Here is a 17849-nt window from a genome sequence, read left to right as displayed (position 1 = left end):
GGTCTAGTCACGCCCTGGACTGTTGACAGAACGCGCACACGTCCCACGCGGAGCCGACCAGAACAGCGCTGAACACCGCCGGCGACCCGGCCATTCCGGGTGCCACGGGCCAGCAGGGAAACAGAGATGCAACGCAACATTTATGCGTTTCTTCCCGCCTGCCGCGCCACACCATTTCCGGCACCACTGTTCGGCCCATTCCACGTACGGCCGAATGGCCTATTCCACTGCACCCGGACTCGCGTGAATTCGCCGCACACCGCGCGGTCGCCATGGCGACACGAGGTGTTCACGTGGTTCGCCGACGTTCGTCGGTATTGGCCGGGCCCGGCTCCGTGTGACGGTGGGCCCGCCCTTGTGACGACGTCAGAAACGAGGTCCTGGGATGCGAACACCTACCGCCCGCTGGGTGGCGGGAGCGTTGTCGGCCGTCACGCTCACCGCGGGGATGTCCACTCCGGCGGTCGCCACGGCGGAACCGCCCGCCGGCTACTACGACAGCGCCGAAGGCCTGACCGGTGCGGAACTGGAGTCCGCGCTGCACGACATCATCAGCGAGAGCTCCACCCTGTCCTACGACGAGGTGTGGGACGCGCTCAAGGAGACCGACGCCGACCCGGCCGACCCGGCGAACGTCATCCTGCTCTACAGCGGGGAGTCACGCAGCGAGGACAGCAACGGCGGGAACGTCGGCGACTGGAACCGGGAGCACGTGTGGGCGAAGTCCCACGGCGACTTCGGCACCGAGGGGCCGGGAACGGACCTGCATCACCTCCGCCCCACCGACGTGCAGGTGAACAGCGAGCGGGGCAACAAGGACTTCGACAACGGCGGCGGGGAAGTCGCGGGCGCGCCGGGCAACTACACCGACGACGAATCGTTCGAGCCGCGCGACGAGGTCAAGGGGGACGTCGCGCGCATGATCTTCTACATGGCCGTGCGCTACGAGGGCGACGACGGCTACGCCGACCTCGAGCTCAACGATCAGGTCGGCAACGACTCGGCACCGTATATGGGCCGGTCGTCGGTGCTGCTGGAATGGCACCAGGCGGACCCGGTGGACGACGCCGAACGCCGCCGCAACGACCTGATCTACGAGCGGTACCAGCACAACCGCAACCCGTTCATCGACCATCCCGAGTGGGCACAGGAGATCTGGCTCTGAGGCCCTCGGGGTCCGGCCGGCCTGCCGCGGCCGGACCCCTGGCCCTCGCCACGGAGCGCCCGGCGCCGGCGCGGCCTGGCGGATCGGTGAGCCGGTCAGCGCGGCGCGGCGACCACCGGATCGGTCCAGCCGAGGGTGCGCACGAGCTCCTCGCTCGCGATCGGCGCCAGAGTCTCCATGTAGGCCTTGCTGACGTGGTTGTCGTCCATGTAGACGAGCACGTTGCCGATCACCGGCGGGCACAGCTCACCCGGGCAGAAGTACTCGGAGAAGTCGAGGAACGACACGTTCGGCGGCACGCCCGGCGCCGACTCGTACGGCGGTACCGGCGCCAGCAGCTTCGACCTCAGCCGCGCGCAGTCCCGGGAGTCGAAGCCGTGCTGCTGCACGCACTCGGGCGGCGCGAAACTGAACCGCGGGTTGTCCCGCACCGCGACCACCGGGATGCCGGCGGCGTCGAGCCGCCGCCACTGCTCCACATAACCCGCGGGAGCCCATTCCGTCAGGCCGAGCCGCACGTCCCGGGTGGCCATGGTCACCACCGCGTCGGGCCCGCTCTCCACGATCTCCTGCAGCGCCGCGGCGTTCCAGTCCACACAACCGTCCGGCAGGTGGTCCCCCACGGTCGCGGTGAACGGGCAGCCGGGCTTGAACATCGAGACGATCTGGTAGCCGCGCTGCCGCACGAGCGGTTCGAGCGCCGTGACGAACTGCAGGGCGTGTGAGTCGCCGGCGACGACGATGCGTTTCGCGGGCGGACCGGCGGGGTCGATGCTGCAGATGCGCAGGTCCTGGTGCCGCGGCGACTGCGTGCACTGCTCGTCCGGGAAGTGCAGGTGCTGGTCCTGCAGGGCGGCCAGCGGCGGCACCACCGTCGCCTCGGGGTCGAACAGCGGCGCCCCGGTGACCACCGCCTGCGCGCCCGGGTGCCGGGCGTCGTCCAGGTCGAGCACGTACGACGCCCGCTCGGTCGCGACGTACTGCCACGCCCCCGCGCCGACCAGCACGGGCGCCAGCACCAGCACGCCGAACCGGTAGGCGCCCCACCGCGTGGTGGTGCCGATCCGGGACTCGCGCACGGGCTTCTCGACGAGGTGGTACGTCAGCACCGACAGCGCGAGCGCGATCGCGATGATGACGGCACCACCGCGGAAGCCGACCTCCTCGCGACCGCGCGCGATCAGGTAGAACAGCAGCACCGGCCAGTGCCAGAGGTACAGCGCGTAGCTGATGTTGCCGAGGTAGACGGCGGGCCGCGACGAGAGGAACCGGTCCGCGCCGAGACGGCTGCCGGTGAAGCCGGCGATCAGCACCAGCGCAGCCGACACCATCGGCCACAGCGCCACGTAGCCCGGGAACATGGTGCCGACCTGCAGCACCAGCCCGCACGACACCAGGCCCGCGACGCCGATCCAGCCGAGCAGGATCCGCAGCGCCCGCGGCAGCGCGATGCGATCGATCGCCAGCGCGAGCAGGCCACCCAGCGCGAACTCCCATACGCGCGTCAGCGACGTGAAGTACGCGAACGGCTGGTTCACCGCGGTCAGGTACACCGAGTACGCCAGCGACACCGTGAACAGGACGGCCAGGGTCACGAACACGGTGCGGCGCAGCCCCCAGCCGGCACGCCGGGCGAGCAGCGCGACCGTGGCGATCAGCACCGGCCACACGAGGTAGAACTGCCCCTGGATGGACAGCGACCAGAAGTGCTGTACCACGCTGGCCGAGCCGTGCTGGGCGAAGTAGTCCACCGAGTCGGCCGCCAGCTGCCAGTTCTCGACGTACAGGGCCGAGGCGACGATTTCCTTGATCGTCTGGAACCACCGATGTTCGGGCAGCCAGACGAACGCGGCCACCATCGTGGCGGCCAGCACGGTGAGCGCGGCCGGGAAGAGCCGCTTGATCATCCGGCCCCACATCGGGCGGAACTCGATGCGGCCGCGCAGACTCGCGCGCACGAGCTGACCGGTGATGAGGAACCCGGAGACCAGGAAGAAGACGTCGACGCCGCCGGAGATCCGGTCCAGCCACACGTGGTAGACGACCACGAGTCCGGCCGCCAGTGCCCGCAGGCCTTGCAGCTCCGGCCTGAACTTGCGGGGCGCCCGCGGCGCGGCCACGCCTCCTTCGGGCGCCGTCGCTCGAAGCAGAGTCATCTCGGTCCTCCACGGCTCTCGACATGTCCGACGCCTGACGACCGGTGGTGGTTGCCCGGACCGGCCGCACCCCAGGTGCGCCGTGCGGCCCCGAACCGGCACGGCGTGCGCGGACAGCCGGGCGACTCTATCCAGAGCAGGTGGTGGGTAAATGACCGGGCATCGCGGAAGTGGGTCAGGCCACCCCGGGGTCCACACCACCGCGGGCGCCGGGTCAGGGCTGCCGGTGGCCGACCAGCCGCAGCGCGAACTCGCTGTACTGCCACACGACAGTGTCCTCGGACAGCTCGCCGTCCTCGCGGTACCACGCCGAGACGCCCATGCCGAGGTCGAGCACGGCGTAGGACGCCAGGCGCACCGATCCGACGTGGAACACGCCCGCCGTGACACCGGCCTGCACGAGCTCCCGGAAGCAGCGCTCGTAGTCGGCACGCAGGGCCAGCACGCGGGCGCGGTGCGGCTCGACGAGGCTGCGGATCTCCCGGTTGCCGACGAAGGCCTCGAGCCGGTGCCGGGCGTGGTAGCGGACGTGGGCCTCGGTCGCCCGGCGCAGCCGCTCCACGGGGTCGCCGGTGGTCGCCACCGCGGCGTGATGCGCGGCGAGCAGGGACACCATGGTCGCGGTCATGATCCCGGCGAGCAGGTCCTGCTTCGACGCGACGTGCTTGTACAGGCTGGGCCCGCGCATGCCGACCGCGGCGCCGATGTCGGCCATGGTCGTGGCCTCGTAGCCCTGGCGCGTGAACAGCTCCAGCGCGGCGGCACGGATGTGGTCGGACCGGTCCACGCGGCACCTCCAGAGCGACGGCTAACCCATCGTAGCCACCGACGGTGGCCTCCGGTATGGGCATTGCCGGGTAGAAGCACCGGCGGCTACAGTCGCGGCTAATACTCGTTAGCCGCACGCTGGGAGGCGCCATGGCCGTCGACCTCACCCCGACCCCCGACGTCGCCGACCTCGCGCGGCGCACCGCCGAGTTCGTCCGCGACGTGGTGGTGCCGATCGAGGAACGGACGGGCGGGGTCGCCCGCTCGGAGGACGTCCGCATCGAACTGCAGCGGGCCGCCAAGGACGCCGGCGTGTTCGCACCGCACGTCGCGCCCGAGTACGGCGGGCACGGGCTGGACATGCGGGGCCGCGCCGCCGTCTTCGAGGAGGCCGGCTATTCGCTGCTCGGGCCACTCGCGCTGAACATCGCCGCCCCCGACGAGGGCAACATGCACATGCTCGAGGCCATCGCGACCGACGAGCAGAAGGAGCGCTACCTGCGTCCGCTCGCCTCGGGCGAGATCCGGTCGTGCTTCGCCATGACCGAGCCCGCACCGGGTGCCGGGTCCGACCCCAGCGCGCTCACGACCTACGCCGAGCGCGAGGAGGGCGGCTGGCGGATCGAGGGACGCAAGTGGTTCATCACCGGCGCCGAGGGTGCGGGATTCGCGATCTGCATGGCGCGCACCTCGGGGAAGCCGGGCGAGGCGGGCGGGGCCACGATGTTCCTCGTCGACGCCGACAACCCCGGCATGAAGACGGTCCGGCACATCGACACGCTCGACGAGAGCCTCTACGGCGGGCACATCGAGCTCGTGTTCGACAATTGCCGCGTTCCCGACGACGCCGTGCTCGGCGAGGTCGACGAAGGCTTCCGCTACGCCCAGGTACGGCTGGGCCCGGCGCGCATGACGCACTGCATGCGCTGGCTCGGCATCGCCCGCCGCGCCCAGGACATCGCCGTGGCCCGTGCCGCCGAGCGGGAGGTGTTCGGCTCCCGGCTCGGTGACCTCGGCATGGTGCAGCAGATGATCGCCGACAACGAGATCGACATCGCCGCCTCGCGCGGGCTGATCCTGCAGGCGTGCTGGGAACTCGACCAAGGTCGTTCGGGTTCGCAGTCGACCGCGATCGCGAAGACGTTCTGCGCCGAGGCGGTGTGGCGGGTGGTCGACCGGGCCGTGCAGATCTGCGGCTCGCTCGGCATCTCCGGCGACGTGCTGCTGGGCCGGTTCCTGCGCGAGGTGCGCCCGTTCCGCATCTACGACGGCCCCTCCGAGACGCACCGCTGGGCCATCGCCCGCCGGGTCATGCGGCGGCACGACGCGGAGGCGACCCGATGAGCGCCACGGGGCAGTCCACACTGGACGGGCTGGACCTGCCCGCGCTGGAACGGTTCTTCGCCGAGCACGTCCCGGGGTTCGGCGGCAGCCTGGAGGCGGAACTGCTCCACGGTGGACGGTCCAATCTCACCTACCTGCTCAGCGACGGCGACAAGCGGTGGGTGCTGCGCCGCCCGCCGCTGGGCGAGCTGACGCCGTCGGCTCACGACATGGCCCGCGAGTACCGCGTCGTCGCCGCGCTCACCGGCAGCGACGTGCCGGTCGCCCCGACCGTCGCGTACGACGAGGAGGACGTGCTCGGCGTGCCGTTCGCCCTGGTCGAGTACGTCGACGGACGTGTCATCCGCACCGCCGAGGAGCTGCACACCCTCTCCCGCGCCGACATCGCGCGCTGTGCGCACGCGCTCGTGGACGTGCTGGCCCGGCTGCACGCCGTCGACCCGGACGCCGTCGGGCTCGGGGACTTCGGCCGCCCGCAGGGGTACCTGGCCCGGCAGGTGCGCCGGTGGTATGACCAGTGGCAGCGGGTGCGGACACGGCCGTTGCCGGACATCGACACCCTGCACGCACGGCTGGCCGAGGCGTGCCCGGAGGAGAGCGGCGCGTCGATCGTGCACGGCGACTACCGCATCGACAACACGATCCTCGACCCGGCCGACCCCGCGCGCGTGCGCGCCGTCGTGGACTGGGAGATGGCCACGCTCGGCGACCCGCTCGCCGACCTGGGCCTGCATCTGGCGTACTCCGACCCGGCGTTCGCGCTCGTGCTGGCCGGGTCGGCGGCGTCCACCAGCGAGCACATGCCACCCGGCGACGACCTCGCCCAGCGCTACGCCGAGGTGAGCGGGCGGGACCTGGGCAGGCTGGACTTCTACGTCGGCCTCGGATACTTCAAGATCGCGGTGATCGCCGAGGGCATCCACGCCCGCTTCCGCAAGGGGATGACGCGCGGCTCCGGGTTCGAGCTGGTCGGCGAGGCGGTCGCGCCGCTGGCCGCCACCGGGCTGCGTGCCCTCGCCCGGACCACGTGAGGAGACTGCCATGACGAACGTGCTGGACCTGTTCCGGCTGGACGGCAAGGTCGCCGTCGTCACCGGCGCGAGTTCCGGGCTCGGCGCGGGATTCGCGCTCGCCCTCGCGCAGGCCGGTGCCGACGTGGTGCTCGCGGCGCGCCGCACCGACCGGTTGCAGGAGGTCGCCGACCGGGTCCGCGGCACCGGCCGGCGCGCCCTGTGCGTGGCCACCGACGTCGGCGATCCGGACAGCTGCGAGGCCATGGCCGCCGCGGCCGTCGAGGAGTTCGGGCGGATCGACGTGCTGGTCAACAACGCCGGTGTGGGCACGGCGGTCCCGGCGCTCAAGGAGTCTCCGGAGGACTTCCGCCGGGTCGTCGACATCAACCTCAACGGCGCGTACTGGGCAGCGCAGGCGTGTGCGCGGCGGATGGAGGCCGGCTCGAGCATCGTCAACATCAGCAGCGTGCTCGCGCTCATCAAGTCCTACGCTCCGCAGGCCGCCTACGCCGCCAGCAAGGCCGGCGTCATCGGCCTGACGCGGGACCTGTCCCAGCAGTGGTCAGGCAGGCGCGGGATCCGCGTCAACGCGATCGCACCCGGCTACTTCGCCAGCGAGATGACCGCCCAGATCCCGGAGGATCAACTGACGTCGTTCGTGGGGCGGACCAGCACGCTGGGCAGGCTCGGCGAGCAGCACGAGCTCGACGCCGCGGTGGTGTTCCTCGCGAGTCCCGCCTCGTCCTACGTCACGGGTGCGACACTGGCGGTGGACGGCGGAATGTCCGGGCACTGAACGGCCCGGGCTCGTCGGCCACGGCCAGCGTGATGAGCATGGCCAGGCGCTTGCGCGGATCGGCCAGGCCGAGGTCGGCGATCTCCGCCATCTTGCGCAGCCGGTAGCGCACGGTGTTCTGGTGCACCCCGAGTTCGGCCGCCGCGGCGACCCGGTCCCCATGGCATTCCAGCCACGCCCGTAGCGTCCGGAGGTAGCCGGTGCCGTGGACGGCGTCGTGGCGGGCCAGTTCGGCGATCGGCCCGCGGTCGGGGATGCGGCCCGCCGACGCGGCGGTGCGCAGCCGCTGCAGGAGGATCTCGTCCCACGACTGCTCGTAGCTCACGACGTCGCGGTGCGGGTGCAGCGCGTGCAGGGCCAGGCTCTCGTCGGCCTCCTGTCGCGACGCGGGTAGCTCGCCGGGCCCTGCCGCGCCTCCGATGCCCGCGGCGAACGTGACGTGCCCGGGCAGCCCGGCGGTGATGTCGCGCAGCCAGTCCCGGGCTGGGCCGGCGTCCTCGCCCGCGGGCAGGACGGTGTACACGGTGTTGCCGAACATGGTGCTGCGGCCGGGCCGGGACCAGCCGAAACCGGTCGTGGCGCGTTCGAAGGCCAGCAGGATCGCCCCGTGCCGTTCGTCGGTGTGCGCCTGCAGGGCGACCACGCGCAAGCGGCCGGGCGGCAGGCCGAGCTTGCCGATGACGGCCGCCGCGTCGGCGGTGCCGTCGAGCAGCTCGATCACCAGCTCCGACTCCACCTGCCGTTCGAGGTCGGCGCTGATCCGGGAGCGCAGCAGGTGCAGCGCGACGGTGTGCGCGCCCTCGGCGAAGACCCGGCGGCGCCGGTCGTCCAGTGGCGCCCGGCAGGCAACCCACACCGATCCGAGCAGCTCGCGTCCGGCGCGCACGGCGACCACCATCCGGCCGTGCAGGCCGTGTTCCGGCGCGGCGGGCACGAACAGTGGCGCGTCGGAGGCCGCCAGGTGGGCGAACACGCCCCGGCGTTCGAACAGCTCCCGGACCGGCTCCGGCACCCGCCTGCCGAGAATGGTGTCGTGCCGGGCCGGGTCGGCGTCCTGCTGCGCCCCTGAGTACGCCATCACCCGCGAGTGCGGATCCTCGATGGTCACCGCTCCCCCGACCGCGCCGGCCAGAGTGTCGGCGAGGGCGAACAGGTCACTCGGACCCCGTCCCGCCTCGGTCTCCCGGCCCTCGAGCACGAGGCCGTACACGGCGCCCGCGACCTGGCTCCAGGACACGGCGGGGTCGACGACAAGCACGGCCAGACCGGCGCGCCGTGCCTGCTCGGCGGTATCGGGGCCGGACGCGCCACGGACCAGCACGGCCCTGGAGTGCGCCTGGGCCGCCAGCTCGAGGCCGCGGGTCACCGACGGCACGCCCACGGCGAGGAACACGTCGCCGACCACGGGCTCGTCCGCCGTGGGGTCGTGCATGGCGACGCTGTGCAGCTCGACGTCCCGCTCGGCCCGCGGCCCGATCAGCCGCGCGCCATACCCGCCGAGGACGTTGACGAGGCGATCGAGCGTGACCACCGGCCGACCTTACCCCGCTGTTTGCCCGGATCGGACAACATCGGCCGCACCGTTTGTCGTTCTCGGACAACCCACGGCGGCCGCGCCCGCTGGATCCTCGACGTCGAGAGCCGGTGAACCGGCTGTGGCGTGAGGAGGTGTCGATGGACGGCAGGACCGGCCGTGGTCCGCGCACGGCGGTGGTGGTCGGCGCCGGCGTGGTGGGGCTCTCCACCGCGTGGTTCCTCCAGGAGCGCGGCGTCGAGGTGACGGTGGTGGACCGCACCGGGGTGGCCGCCGGAGCGTCCTGGGGCAACGCGGGCTGGCTCTCCCCTGGACTGGCCGTGCCGCTCAATGAACCGGCGGTGCTGCGCTACGGCCTGCGCACCGTGCTCGACCCGCGGGCGCCGCTGCACGTCCCCCCGCGTGTCGACCCGGCGCTGTGGCGGTTCCTGCTCCGGTTCGCCGCGCACTGCACGTGGCGCTCGTGGGCACGGGCGGCGCTGGCCAACCTGCCGCTCAACCTCGACTGCCTCGGGGCGTTCGACGCGCTCGCCGACGGCGGCGTCCTGGTCCCCACGATCGAGGCGCCGATCACCGCGGGGTTCGAGGCCACGTCGGACGCCACCGCACTGGTGCGCGAACTGCACCGGCTGGAGCGCGTCGGCCAGGCGGTGAGCTTCGAGTGCCTCACCGGGTCGGCGTTGCGGGACGCCATGCCCCAGGCGTCGGACCGGCTCGGCGCGGCCGTGCGGCTGGCCGGGCAGCGCTACGTCGATCCGGGTGCGTTCGTCCACGCGCTCGCGGAGTCGGTGCGGGCACGCGGCGGTGTTCTCCGCACAGGGTTCGACGCCGTCGCCCTGCGCAGGCACCGCAACGCCACCACCGTCGTGTCGGCATCCTGGGACACCGTGTCGGGCAACGCGGTGGTGCTGGCGACGGGCGCGTGGCTGGGCCGGTTCACCCGTCGGTTCGGGGTACGCGTGCCGGTCCGCGCGGGCCGCGGCTACTCCTTCACCGTGCCCACCGAGCGGCCGGTGCCAGGTCCGCTGTACCTGCCCGGCGTGCGCGTGGCCTGCACGCCGTACCGGGACGGCGTGCGGGTGGCAGGAACGATGGAGTTCCGCGGCCCCGACGATCCCCCGGACGCCGACCGCGTCACGGCGATCGTGGAGTCCGCTCGTCCGTTGCTCACCGGCGTGTGCTGGGAGAAGCGCACCGACGAGTGGGTCGGGCCGCGCCCGGTGACCACCGACGGCAGGCCGCTGGTCGGAGCAGTCGCCGAGCCCGGGGTGTACGTCGCGGGTGGCCACGGGATGTGGGGCCTCACCCAGGGCCCGGTGACCGGCCGGCTGCTCGCGGAGGAGATCGCCACGGGGGTCCGGCCCGGGGAACTGCGGGCATGCGATCCGCTGCGCTGACGGGGAGCCGGGCGTGAGCGGCCACCGCCCGCTGAGGGCCGACGAGCGGGCCGAACTCGACTGGCTCCGGGACGAGAACGCCCTGCTCCGGACCGAGCGTGACGTCCTGCTCCGCCTCGCCGCCGGCTTCGCGCGGGATGCGGGCGCGTGGCCGGCGCGCCGGCCGGCACCGCACGACCCGGCGCGGTGACGTGCTTGCCGGCTACGCCCTGCTGCGGGGGCGGTCGTGGTGGGCGAGATCCTCGTGGGCGTTCGGCGCGCCCGGCAGGTCCCGGTCGAGGTGGTCGGCATGGAAGAGCGCCTGCGCCAGCAGCCCGCGCACGTGGTTGTTGGCGGCGGAGTAGTAGACGAACGTGCCCTCGCGCCGCCCGGTGACGAGTCCGGCGAGCCGCAGCTTGGCGAGGTGCTGGCTGACCGCCGTCGGGGAGGCGCCTGCGAGCTCGGCAAGGAAGGCCACCGACGACTCGCCCTGCAGCAGCGCCCACAGCACCTTGATGCGCGTCGGATCGGCCAGCAGCCGGAACGTCTCCGCGGCGAGGTGGACCTGTTCGTCGTTGGGCATGTCGAACTCGGACGCGGACGTGTGCATGCCGACACGGTACCGGGCCAGGCCGCGGAGCAGCGTAGTTGCGTATCTGCGTGAGTGCGCAGATACGCTGCCGTGTGGCGGCTGCGCAGGTGGCCGGAACTGCGGACGAAGGCGGCACGATGACGCACGGCACGAACCCCACCGGGCACGGACACGGACAGAGGCACGGACACGGACACGCACGACTCGGGCAGCGGTTGCGCCACCTGCTCACCCCGCATGGGCACGACAGCGCCGGCCGCGTGGACACGGCACTGGAAACCAGCGCGCGCGGGCTGCGCACGCTGGTCTGGTCCTTCGTCGCCCTGTTCGGCACGGCCGTCGCGCAGCTGGCGATCGTGCTGCTCACCGGCTCCGTGGCCCTGCTGAGCGACACGATCCACAACGTCGCCGACGCCCTGACGTCCGTGCCGCTGGCCATCGCGTTCGTGCTCGGCAGGCGCGCGGCGTCCCGTCGCTACACCTACGGGTTCGGCCGCGCCGAGGACCTCGCCGGAATCGTGGTGGTCGTGCTCATCGCGACGTCCGCCCTGCTGGCGGGCTACGAGTCGGTGCGCAGGCTGGCCGACCCGCAATCGATGCGATACCTGTGGGCCGTGCTGCTCGCCGGGGTGATCGGCTTCGTGGGCAACGAGCTGGTCGCGCGGTACCGGATCCGGGTCGGCCGCGAGATCGGGTCCGCCGCGCTGGTGGCCGACGGCCTGCACGCCCGCACGGACGGGTTCACGTCGCTGGCCGTGGTGCTCGGCGCCGTGGGCACCGGCCTCGGGTTCCCGATCGCCGACCCGCTCGTCGGCCTCGCCATCACGGTGGCCATCCTCGTCGTCCTCCGGGATGCCGCCCGCGAGGTGCTCCGCCGGCTGATGGACGCCGTGGATCCCGAGCTCGTCGAGCGCGTGGAGCATGCCGCCGCGGAGGTCCCGGGCGTGCTCGCGGTCCGCGAGGTCCGCATGCGCTGGATCGGCCACAGTCTCCGCGCCGAACTCGCCATCACCGTGGACGACGCCCTCGATGTCGGCGCCGCACACGACATCGCCCACGCCGTCGAACACCGGCTGACCCGGACCGTTCCCCGGCTGACCGCCGCGGCCGTGCACACCGAGCCGGCGACTGGCGCCGAACGGGCACACGAGACGCTCAGCTGAGCACCTCACGCCTCGCATTCGGTCAAGTACCCAGGGTCGTATCGTGGCTCCGGCGTGATCGAATCGTTGTGGCACATGTCAAAGGTTGTGGATTCACCCGGTCGGGGCCGCGCATAGTCGCCCTGCCCCCGACCCGAGCGGCACGTTCCCCCGCGTGCCCCTGGACCACAATTGGAGACCCCGCATGAGTGTGCGTCGTGCGCTCACTCGGGCGGTGCCCGCCGCGACGATCGCCGCAGTGGCGATGGTCGCGGCTCTCGCATCCCCGACCGCTGTCGCGCAGTCCGACCCCGGTTCGCTCGCCGAGCAGATCGAGGCCGCCGAGAACGACCTTCGCGACGCGCAGGCACGACTGGCCAGGACGTACGAGGCGTTCACCGCCGCCGAGCAGCGGCACCGCACGGCGAGCCAGGCCGCACGGGATGCCCGCGCCCGGGCCGAACGGTCGAGCACCGAGGCGAAGGCGGCCGCCCAGCGGGTCCAGGCCATGCAGGGCGACGTCGACCGATTCGCCTCCGCGAGCTTCCGGCAGGGCAGCACGGTGGGCTCGGTGACCGCCTACCTCGGGTCCGAGAGCCCCACCGAGATGCTGGAGCGCGCCTCGCTGCTCAACGCCATCGGCGATGACCAGCTCAACGTCCTGCAGCGCATGCGCACGGCCCTCGACGCCAAGACCGACGCCGAGCGGTCGGCGCAGGCTGCGCTGCAGCAGGCGAGCCGGAACGAGCGCACCGCCGCGGAGGCCAAGACCGCTGCCGAGCGCGCCTACGCCACCGCGCAGCGGGAGCAGGAGTCCGCCCAGGACGACATCGACCGGTTGCTCGCCCGCAAGCAGGCCCTCCAGGCCGGCGCGAGCGGGTCGACCTCCGCGCCGCAGATGAACGCGAGCGGGTCGGGCGGCGCGGTGCTCCCCGCGCACGGCACCCTGACCTCCACCTACGGCGCCCGCTGGGGCACCGTGCACTACGGCATCGACATCGCCAACAGCATCGGCACCCCGATCTACTCGACCCTGCCCGGTGAGGTCATCTCCTCAGGCCCGGCGAGCGGGTTCGGCATGTGGGTGCGGGTACAGCACGACGGCGGCCTCATCACCGTGTACGGCCACATCAACGAGTCGCTCGTCTCCGTGGGCCAGCGCGTCGGCGCGGGTCAGCAGATCGCGACGATCGGCAACCGCGGCCAGTCCACCGGTCCGCACCTGCACTTCGAGGTGCACGAGGGCGGCCACAAGATCGATCCGCTGGTGTGGCTGCGCAGTCAGGGCGTCTCGATCTGAGGCAGCGCAACGGTGCCGCCGGTCCGTCCGGCCACAATGGACGAACGGACCGGCTGGACCCGCGGGTCAGGCAGATGCCGACACGTCGCCGGGCGTGCGCGCCGGGTGCAGGCCGAGCATGGACAGCAATTCAGCACAGTCGTGGACATCGGAGGCGTGGGACGCCACGGTGACGGCGGCGCGGGCGCGCTGCCTGCTCTCCACCCCGTTGGCCTCGGCCTTGGCGCGGGCGAAGCGGCCCTGCTCGTGGCGGGTGCGAACGCCGCTCGACTGGTCCATGCGTACTCCGTTTCCTCGGGGTGGGCGGCGCCGCAGACCGTGTGGACAGGCCGGGGACGTGCATACCGGCGTGCGGCCGCCAGGAACGAACTCCAACGATGGGTCCGTCGGTGACCCTACGCCGAGGCCCGGCGATCCGGAAGGCTTCCGACTCGCGCACCCCTGGGCGCCCCACGCGGCGCCGTGCCGTGGTAACGTCGTTGGCGCAGTCGCATTTTTTGCGTGTTCGTGTTCTCCACGCTCCGCGGAATTCGGTGCGGGCGTGTCGCTTGTCTCTTGCCAGAAGCTGGAACGGTGGCCGTCTTGACCTGCGGCTTTACCGGTTTCGCACGGTGCGATTCCGGTTCGACCAGCTCCTGGAAGGGGACTTGTATGACTGAGGGAACCGTGAAGTGGTTCAACGGCGAGAAGGGCTTCGGCTTCATCTCTCCCGACGACGGTGGCTCTGATGTCTTCGTGCACTACTCGGAGATCGACGGCCACGGCTTCCGCAACCTCGACGAGGGCCAGCGCGTGTCGTTCACCGTTGCCGCGGGTGCCAAGGGCCCGCAGGCGACCGGCGTTCGCGGCCTCTGAGCAACATCGGCGTTCCCCCGTCCACGGCCGGCGCTGCCGGTCGTGGACGGGGGTTCGCGTCGTAGAAGGAGGTGCTCATGGCAGTACCCAGGCCACCGCACGGGCAGGACGATCCCGTGCACCCGGTGGTGTTCAGCAATCCGTCCGACGAACAGCCGGTGGACTACGCAAGGCCGGCCGAAACCCCTGGAGCCGAGCGGTATCTGAACGCTCCGTTCCTGTCTACACAGGACTGACCGCTAGCTTCGGGCCAGTTCCTTCTCGATCAGCTCGACCAGCTCCGGCGACTCCGGCTCCGTGCGCGGGCGGAACCGCGCCGCCACCGCCCCGTCGCCGCGGACCAGGAATTTCTCGAAGTTCCACTGGATGTCACCTGCTTCGCCGTTGGCGTCCGGCACGGTGACCAGTTCCGCATAGAGCGGATGCCGGTTCGGCCCGTTCACGTCGATCTTCTCGAACACCGGGAACGTCACCCCGTAGGTGGCGGAACAGAACTGCGCGATCTCCTCCGGGGTTCCGGGCTCCTGCCCCGCGAACTGGTCGCACGGGAAGGCCGCCACCGAGAACCCCTGGTCGCCGTACCGCTGCTGCAGCCGTTCGAGGCCTGCGTACTGCGGCGTCAGGCCGCACTTCGACGCCACGTTCACCACCAGCAGCACGCGGCAGCCGAGGCCCCCGAGCGTGGCCGGCTCACCGGACAGGGTGCGAAGTTCGATCTCGGCAATCGACATAGGCTCCGTCCTCGGTCGTGATCGGGCTACCGGTCCGCACCTTACAGTCCGTCGTGTGCTCACACACCGACGTAGTCCCGCAGGTGGCGGGCGGTGAGCGAGCCCTCGTGCGCGATCAGGTCCGCGGGCCTGCCGGCGAACACGATCCGGCCGCCGTCGTGACCGGCACCCGGACCCAGGTCGATGATCCAGTCGGCATGCGCCATCACGGCTTGGTGGTACTCGATGACGATCACGGTGTTGCCGTTGTCGACAAGCCGGTCGAGCAGGGCCAGCAACTGGTCGACATCGGCGAGGCGCAACCCGGATGTCGGTTCGTCGAGCACGTAGACGGCGGCCTTCTCGGCCATGTGGATGGCGAGCTTGAGCCGCTGCCGCTCACCACGCTGGTGAGCGGCTGCCCGAGCGTGAGGTAGCCGAGGCCGACGTCGGAGAGCCGGTCGAGGATCACTCGCGCCTGTCCCGCGGGGAAGAACTCCCGCGCCTGCGCACCGACATCTCGAGAACGTCGCTGACGTTCCTGCCGCGCACCGTGTAGCGGAGCACCTCCGGGGTGAATCGGTCGCCCTCGCACTCCTCACACACCGTAGCGACACCGGCCATCATCGCCAGGTCGGTGTAGACGAGGCCGATCCCCTTGCAGTGCGGGCACGCGCCCTGCGAGTTGGCGCTGAACAGCGACGCCTTCACCCCGTTTTCCCGCGCGAACTCGGCGCGGATCGGGTCGAGCAGGCCGGTGTAGGTGGCGGGGTTGCCGAAGGACGTGGCGGTGTTCGCGGGCCAGGGAGACCCCCGGCGGACCATGGCCCTGCTGTCGCGGGACACCGGCACAGCGTCCGGCCGCCCCGGACGCGGTCCGAAACCCGGGCTGTCGGTGGATCTCATCGTCGACACGGCCATCGAGATCGCCGACGCCGAGGGCCTGGCGGCACTGTCGATGCGGGCGGTCGGCGGTCGGCTCGGCCGGACCGCGATGGCGCTCTACACCTATGTGCCGAGCAAGGGCGAGCTCGTCGATCTGATGTACGACAAGGCGTTCGCCGAGCTCGCCGGCGACTACTCCCCAGGCCACGGCTGGCGCCGGGCGATCACAGACTGGGCCGAGGACCTATGGCGGTTCCTGCTGCGTCACCCGTGGGTGCTGCAGGTGTCGCAGGCGCGGCCTGTGCTCGGCCCGCACGAATACCTGGTGCTGGAGCACGCCATGCGGCTCCTGAGCGCGTCCGGCCTGCGCGGCCCACGGTTGCGCCAGGCGACCTCGGCGCTGTTCTCCCTCGTGCGCGGGGCCGCGCAGACCGTCGCCGACACCCGGCACGCGTTCGCGGCCACCTGGGTGTCCGAGGACGACTGGTGGAATGCCCGCTCCGCGATGCTGCACGAGGTCGCGCCGGACTTCGCCGAGCGCTTCCCCACCCTGAGCCGGCTCGCCGAGGAAGGCACCTACGACCTCGCCGACGAGTCGGCGCCCTACCTGGAGCGGGCGGCACGGGAGAGTCTCGAGTTCGGCCTGCGCGCACTGCTGGACGGCATCGAGACCGCTACCCGCGGGAGCGCCGGGCGACCTCCCACGGGCACGGAGGTCAGTGGGCCCGGCCGGTGAGCTTGTCGCGCATCCGGTCGATCAGGCCGGCGCCCGCGTCGAGGATCCGGTTCGCGGGTGGGGTGTCCGGCGCCATCGGATGCGGCCGGGTGGGCGCGGTCTCCTTCGCCCGCAGCACCTGCTCGCCGAGGTCCCGCAGCTCCCGCTGTCCGCAGGCCTGGCGCAGCTTCGGCAGCAGGTCGTTCTCCTCGTCCTCCACGTGGTGGCGGACCTCCTCGATCAGGCTGCCGACCAGCTCGTCGAACCGCGGATCGGTGGGCTCGACACCCTCGAGGTCCTTCATGGTCCGCTCCGCCTCGGCGTGTTCGGCGATCTCGTGGTCGGCGAGCTCGTCACCGTTCTCGAGGTAGCGCCGGGCGGCCGGGTACATGAACTGTTCCTCGGCCACCGAGTGCCGCACCAGTTCGGTGATGACGTGGTCGGCGAGGTCCCGGCGGCGCTGCGGGTCGGCACTGCGGTCCTCGAGCTCCCGGAACACCCGCTCGAAGGCGTGGTGGTCGTCGATGATGACGTCGACGAGGTCCTTGTGCTGTGCGCTCGTCATGGTGTCGCTCCTTCGGTCGTGGTGGGAAACCGTCGCGGGGCTCAGCCGCCGGGGCTCGTGACCTCCCAGTCCTCGCGCCAGTCCGGGTGTGCCGCGTAGACGGAGGCGATGAGACGTGCGGTGTCGCCGTCCCCGTGCTCCCGGATCTCCCGGCGGAGGTAGGCGGCCTTCTCCGGGAACGGCACCGGCACCCGCTCCTCCGCGGCCTGCACCGGCCCGGGCAGGAGCAGCAGGCCCTGAGCGTCGTCGCTGCGCAGGATGCGCAGACGACCACGACGTTCGGCCTCGTCCAGGGTGGGCAGGACGCCGTCCTCGTAGCGCCGCTCGTCGTCGTCCAGCCGGGCCAGCACGAAACTCGTCAGCTCGGTCATGCGCCCGGGGTAGCCCGTACCGCCCGGTCCGACACTCGTTTCCCGCCGCTCCTGCGCGGGCAGACGTGGAGTGTCACCCAACCCGCCGAGCCGGAAGGACACCGAACCGATGCCTGTCGCCGAGATGATCCGGACCTACCCCGCCGATCTGGGCGGCGTCGACCGCGACGCGCTGGTGCGCTGCGTCGAGGAGTGCATCGCCTGCGCCCAGGCCTGCACGGCGTGCGCCGACGCGTGTCTGTCCGAACGCGACGACATGCTCCCCATGCTACGCAAGTGCATCCGCACCAACGAGGACTGCGCCGACATCTGCGACACGACGGCACGGGTGCTGTCCCGTCACACCGGCTACGACGCCAACATCACGCGCGCGGTGCTGCAGGCGTGCGCGACCGTCTGCAAGTCGTGCGGTGACGAATGCGACCTGCACGCCACCGAGCACGAGCACTGCCGGGTCTGCGCCGAGGCGTGCCGCCGGTGTGAGCGGGCCTGCCAGGAGCTACTCGACGGCCTGGGCTGACACGCACCGCGGCCGGCGGGTTCGCGACGCGACCGGCCCAGC

20 protein-coding genes and 1 pseudogene are annotated in these 17849 nt (G+C 71.8%); 12 read left to right on the top strand and 9 right to left on the bottom strand.

The features are described 5' to 3' along the window. Positions 1–385: 385 nt before the first annotated feature. Entirely contained in the window at positions 386–1165 is a 780-nt protein-coding gene (locus tag ACFSZT_RS15030; protein ID WP_377391788.1) for an endonuclease I family protein, read from the top strand. Between the two features lie 95 nt (positions 1166–1260). Here ACFSZT_RS15030 and ACFSZT_RS15025 read toward each other — a convergent pair whose 3' ends face one another. Beyond that, entirely contained in the window at positions 1261–3321 is a 2061-nt protein-coding gene (locus tag ACFSZT_RS15025) for an acyltransferase family protein (RefSeq protein WP_377391791.1), read from the bottom strand. A 214-nt stretch (positions 3322–3535) separates the two neighbouring features. Further along, positions 3536–4108: a TetR/AcrR family transcriptional regulator gene (locus ACFSZT_RS15020; RefSeq protein WP_377391794.1), complete on the bottom strand. Its 573-nt coding sequence runs from the start codon at positions 4106–4108 to the stop codon at positions 3536–3538. Positions 4109–4239: 131 nt separating this feature from the next. Between ACFSZT_RS15020 and ACFSZT_RS15015 the strand changes: the two genes are divergently transcribed. Genes ACFSZT_RS15015 through ACFSZT_RS15005 form a run of 3 tightly spaced genes read left to right on the top strand, consistent with a single transcriptional unit; the run spans position 4240 to position 7242 of the window. Further along, positions 4240–5433, top strand: a complete 1194-nt coding sequence (locus ACFSZT_RS15015) for an acyl-CoA dehydrogenase family protein (protein ID WP_377391796.1) — start codon at positions 4240–4242, stop codon at positions 5431–5433. Further along, on the top strand, positions 5430–6464 hold the full coding sequence (locus ACFSZT_RS15010; protein ID WP_377391799.1) for a phosphotransferase family protein: 1035 nt from the start codon (positions 5430–5432) through the stop codon (positions 6462–6464). The genes ACFSZT_RS15015 and ACFSZT_RS15010 overlap by 4 nt, the downstream gene beginning before the upstream one ends. Before the next feature lie 10 nt (positions 6465–6474). Further along, positions 6475–7242, top strand: a complete 768-nt coding sequence (locus ACFSZT_RS15005; protein ID WP_377391802.1) for an SDR family NAD(P)-dependent oxidoreductase — start codon at positions 6475–6477, stop codon at positions 7240–7242. Here the strand turns inward: ACFSZT_RS15005 and ACFSZT_RS15000 are convergent. Beyond that, positions 7196–8773, bottom strand: coding sequence for a PucR family transcriptional regulator (locus ACFSZT_RS15000; protein ID WP_377391805.1), 1578 nt, complete (start codon positions 8771–8773; stop codon positions 7196–7198). The two genes, ACFSZT_RS15005 and ACFSZT_RS15000, sit on opposite strands and share 47 nt — an antisense overlap. A 143-nt stretch (positions 8774–8916) precedes the next feature. Here ACFSZT_RS15000 and ACFSZT_RS14995 point away from each other — a divergent pair, with 143 nt between their 5' ends. Together ACFSZT_RS14995 and ACFSZT_RS14990 are read left to right on the top strand one after the other, a co-directional pair. Beyond that, the gene (locus ACFSZT_RS14995; protein WP_377391808.1) at positions 8917–10173 is read left to right on the top strand and encodes an NAD(P)/FAD-dependent oxidoreductase; all 1257 of its coding nucleotides are present in this window, start codon (positions 8917–8919) and stop codon (positions 10171–10173) included. A 13-nt stretch (positions 10174–10186) separates the two neighbouring features. After that, the gene (locus tag ACFSZT_RS14990; RefSeq protein ID WP_377391811.1) at positions 10187–10363 is read left to right on the top strand and encodes a hypothetical protein; all 177 of its coding nucleotides are present in this window, start codon (positions 10187–10189) and stop codon (positions 10361–10363) included. Positions 10364–10375: 12 nt separating this feature from the next. On the opposite strand, the gene ACFSZT_RS14985 is transcribed toward ACFSZT_RS14990, so the two are convergent. Next, positions 10376–10762, bottom strand: a complete 387-nt coding sequence (locus ACFSZT_RS14985; RefSeq protein WP_377391814.1) for an ArsR/SmtB family transcription factor — start codon at positions 10760–10762, stop codon at positions 10376–10378. Positions 10763–10881: 119 nt separating this feature from the next. On the opposite strand from ACFSZT_RS14985, the gene ACFSZT_RS14980 reads away from it, so the two are divergent. Together ACFSZT_RS14980 and ACFSZT_RS14975 are read left to right on the top strand one after the other, a co-directional pair. Beyond that, positions 10882–11907 carry a cation diffusion facilitator family transporter gene (locus ACFSZT_RS14980; RefSeq protein WP_377391817.1) on the top strand — a complete coding sequence of 342 codons (1026 nt, stop codon included), beginning with the start codon at positions 10882–10884 and terminating at the stop codon, positions 11905–11907. Positions 11908–12091: 184 nt separating this feature from the next. Further along, positions 12092–13186: a M23 family metallopeptidase gene (locus tag ACFSZT_RS14975; protein WP_377391820.1), complete on the top strand. Its 1095-nt coding sequence runs from the start codon at positions 12092–12094 to the stop codon at positions 13184–13186. Between the two features lie 66 nt (positions 13187–13252). Here the strand turns inward: ACFSZT_RS14975 and ACFSZT_RS14970 are convergent, their stop codons facing one another. After that, positions 13253–13465, bottom strand: a complete 213-nt coding sequence (locus ACFSZT_RS14970) for a hypothetical protein (RefSeq protein WP_377391823.1) — start codon at positions 13463–13465, stop codon at positions 13253–13255. Between the two features lie 372 nt (positions 13466–13837). On the opposite strand from ACFSZT_RS14970, the gene ACFSZT_RS14965 reads away from it, so the two are divergent. Both ACFSZT_RS14965 and ACFSZT_RS14960 read left to right on the top strand, forming a co-directional pair. After that, entirely contained in the window at positions 13838–14041 is a 204-nt protein-coding gene (locus ACFSZT_RS14965; RefSeq protein WP_377391826.1) for a cold-shock protein, read from the top strand. Between the two features lie 77 nt (positions 14042–14118). Beyond that, a complete protein-coding gene (locus tag ACFSZT_RS14960; protein ID WP_377391829.1) occupies positions 14119–14277 on the top strand; it encodes a hypothetical protein in 159 nt (52 codons plus the stop codon). Positions 14278–14280: 3 nt separating this feature from the next. Here ACFSZT_RS14960 and ACFSZT_RS14955 read toward each other — a convergent pair whose 3' ends face one another. Then, positions 14281–14772, bottom strand: coding sequence for a glutathione peroxidase (locus tag ACFSZT_RS14955; RefSeq protein WP_377391830.1), 492 nt, complete (start codon positions 14770–14772; stop codon positions 14281–14283). Between the two features lie 59 nt (positions 14773–14831). Then, a pseudogene (locus tag ACFSZT_RS14950) lies at positions 14832–15525 on the bottom strand (excinuclease ABC subunit UvrA); the annotation flags it as partial. 10 nt (positions 15526–15535) lie between these two features. Between ACFSZT_RS14950 and ACFSZT_RS14945 the strand changes: the two are divergent. Beyond that, positions 15536–16372, top strand: coding sequence for a TetR/AcrR family transcriptional regulator (locus ACFSZT_RS14945; RefSeq protein ID WP_377392025.1), 837 nt, complete (start codon positions 15536–15538; stop codon positions 16370–16372). Here ACFSZT_RS14945 and ACFSZT_RS14940 read toward each other — a convergent pair. Next, entirely contained in the window at positions 16353–16916 is a 564-nt protein-coding gene (locus ACFSZT_RS14940) for a hemerythrin domain-containing protein (RefSeq protein WP_377391833.1), read from the bottom strand. The genes ACFSZT_RS14945 and ACFSZT_RS14940 overlap by 20 nt on opposite strands. A 41-nt stretch (positions 16917–16957) precedes the next feature. Beyond that, complete coding sequence (locus ACFSZT_RS14935; protein ID WP_377391836.1) at positions 16958–17287, bottom strand: hypothetical protein; 330 nt, start codon at positions 17285–17287, stop codon at positions 16958–16960. 109 nt (positions 17288–17396) lie between these two features. Between ACFSZT_RS14935 and ACFSZT_RS14930 the strand changes: the two genes are divergently transcribed. Further along, complete coding sequence (locus ACFSZT_RS14930) at positions 17397–17807, top strand: four-helix bundle copper-binding protein (RefSeq protein ID WP_377391839.1); 411 nt, start codon at positions 17397–17399, stop codon at positions 17805–17807. Positions 17808–17849: the final 42 nt, after the last annotated feature.

The sequence above is a fragment of the Prauserella oleivorans genome (genome assembly GCF_042685745.1).
Classification (GTDB): Bacteria; Actinomycetota; Actinomycetes; order Mycobacteriales; family Pseudonocardiaceae; genus Prauserella_A; species Prauserella_A oleivorans.
The sequence above is the reverse complement of the archived record's forward strand: the minus strand, read 5'-3'. Positions and strand labels throughout refer to the sequence as shown.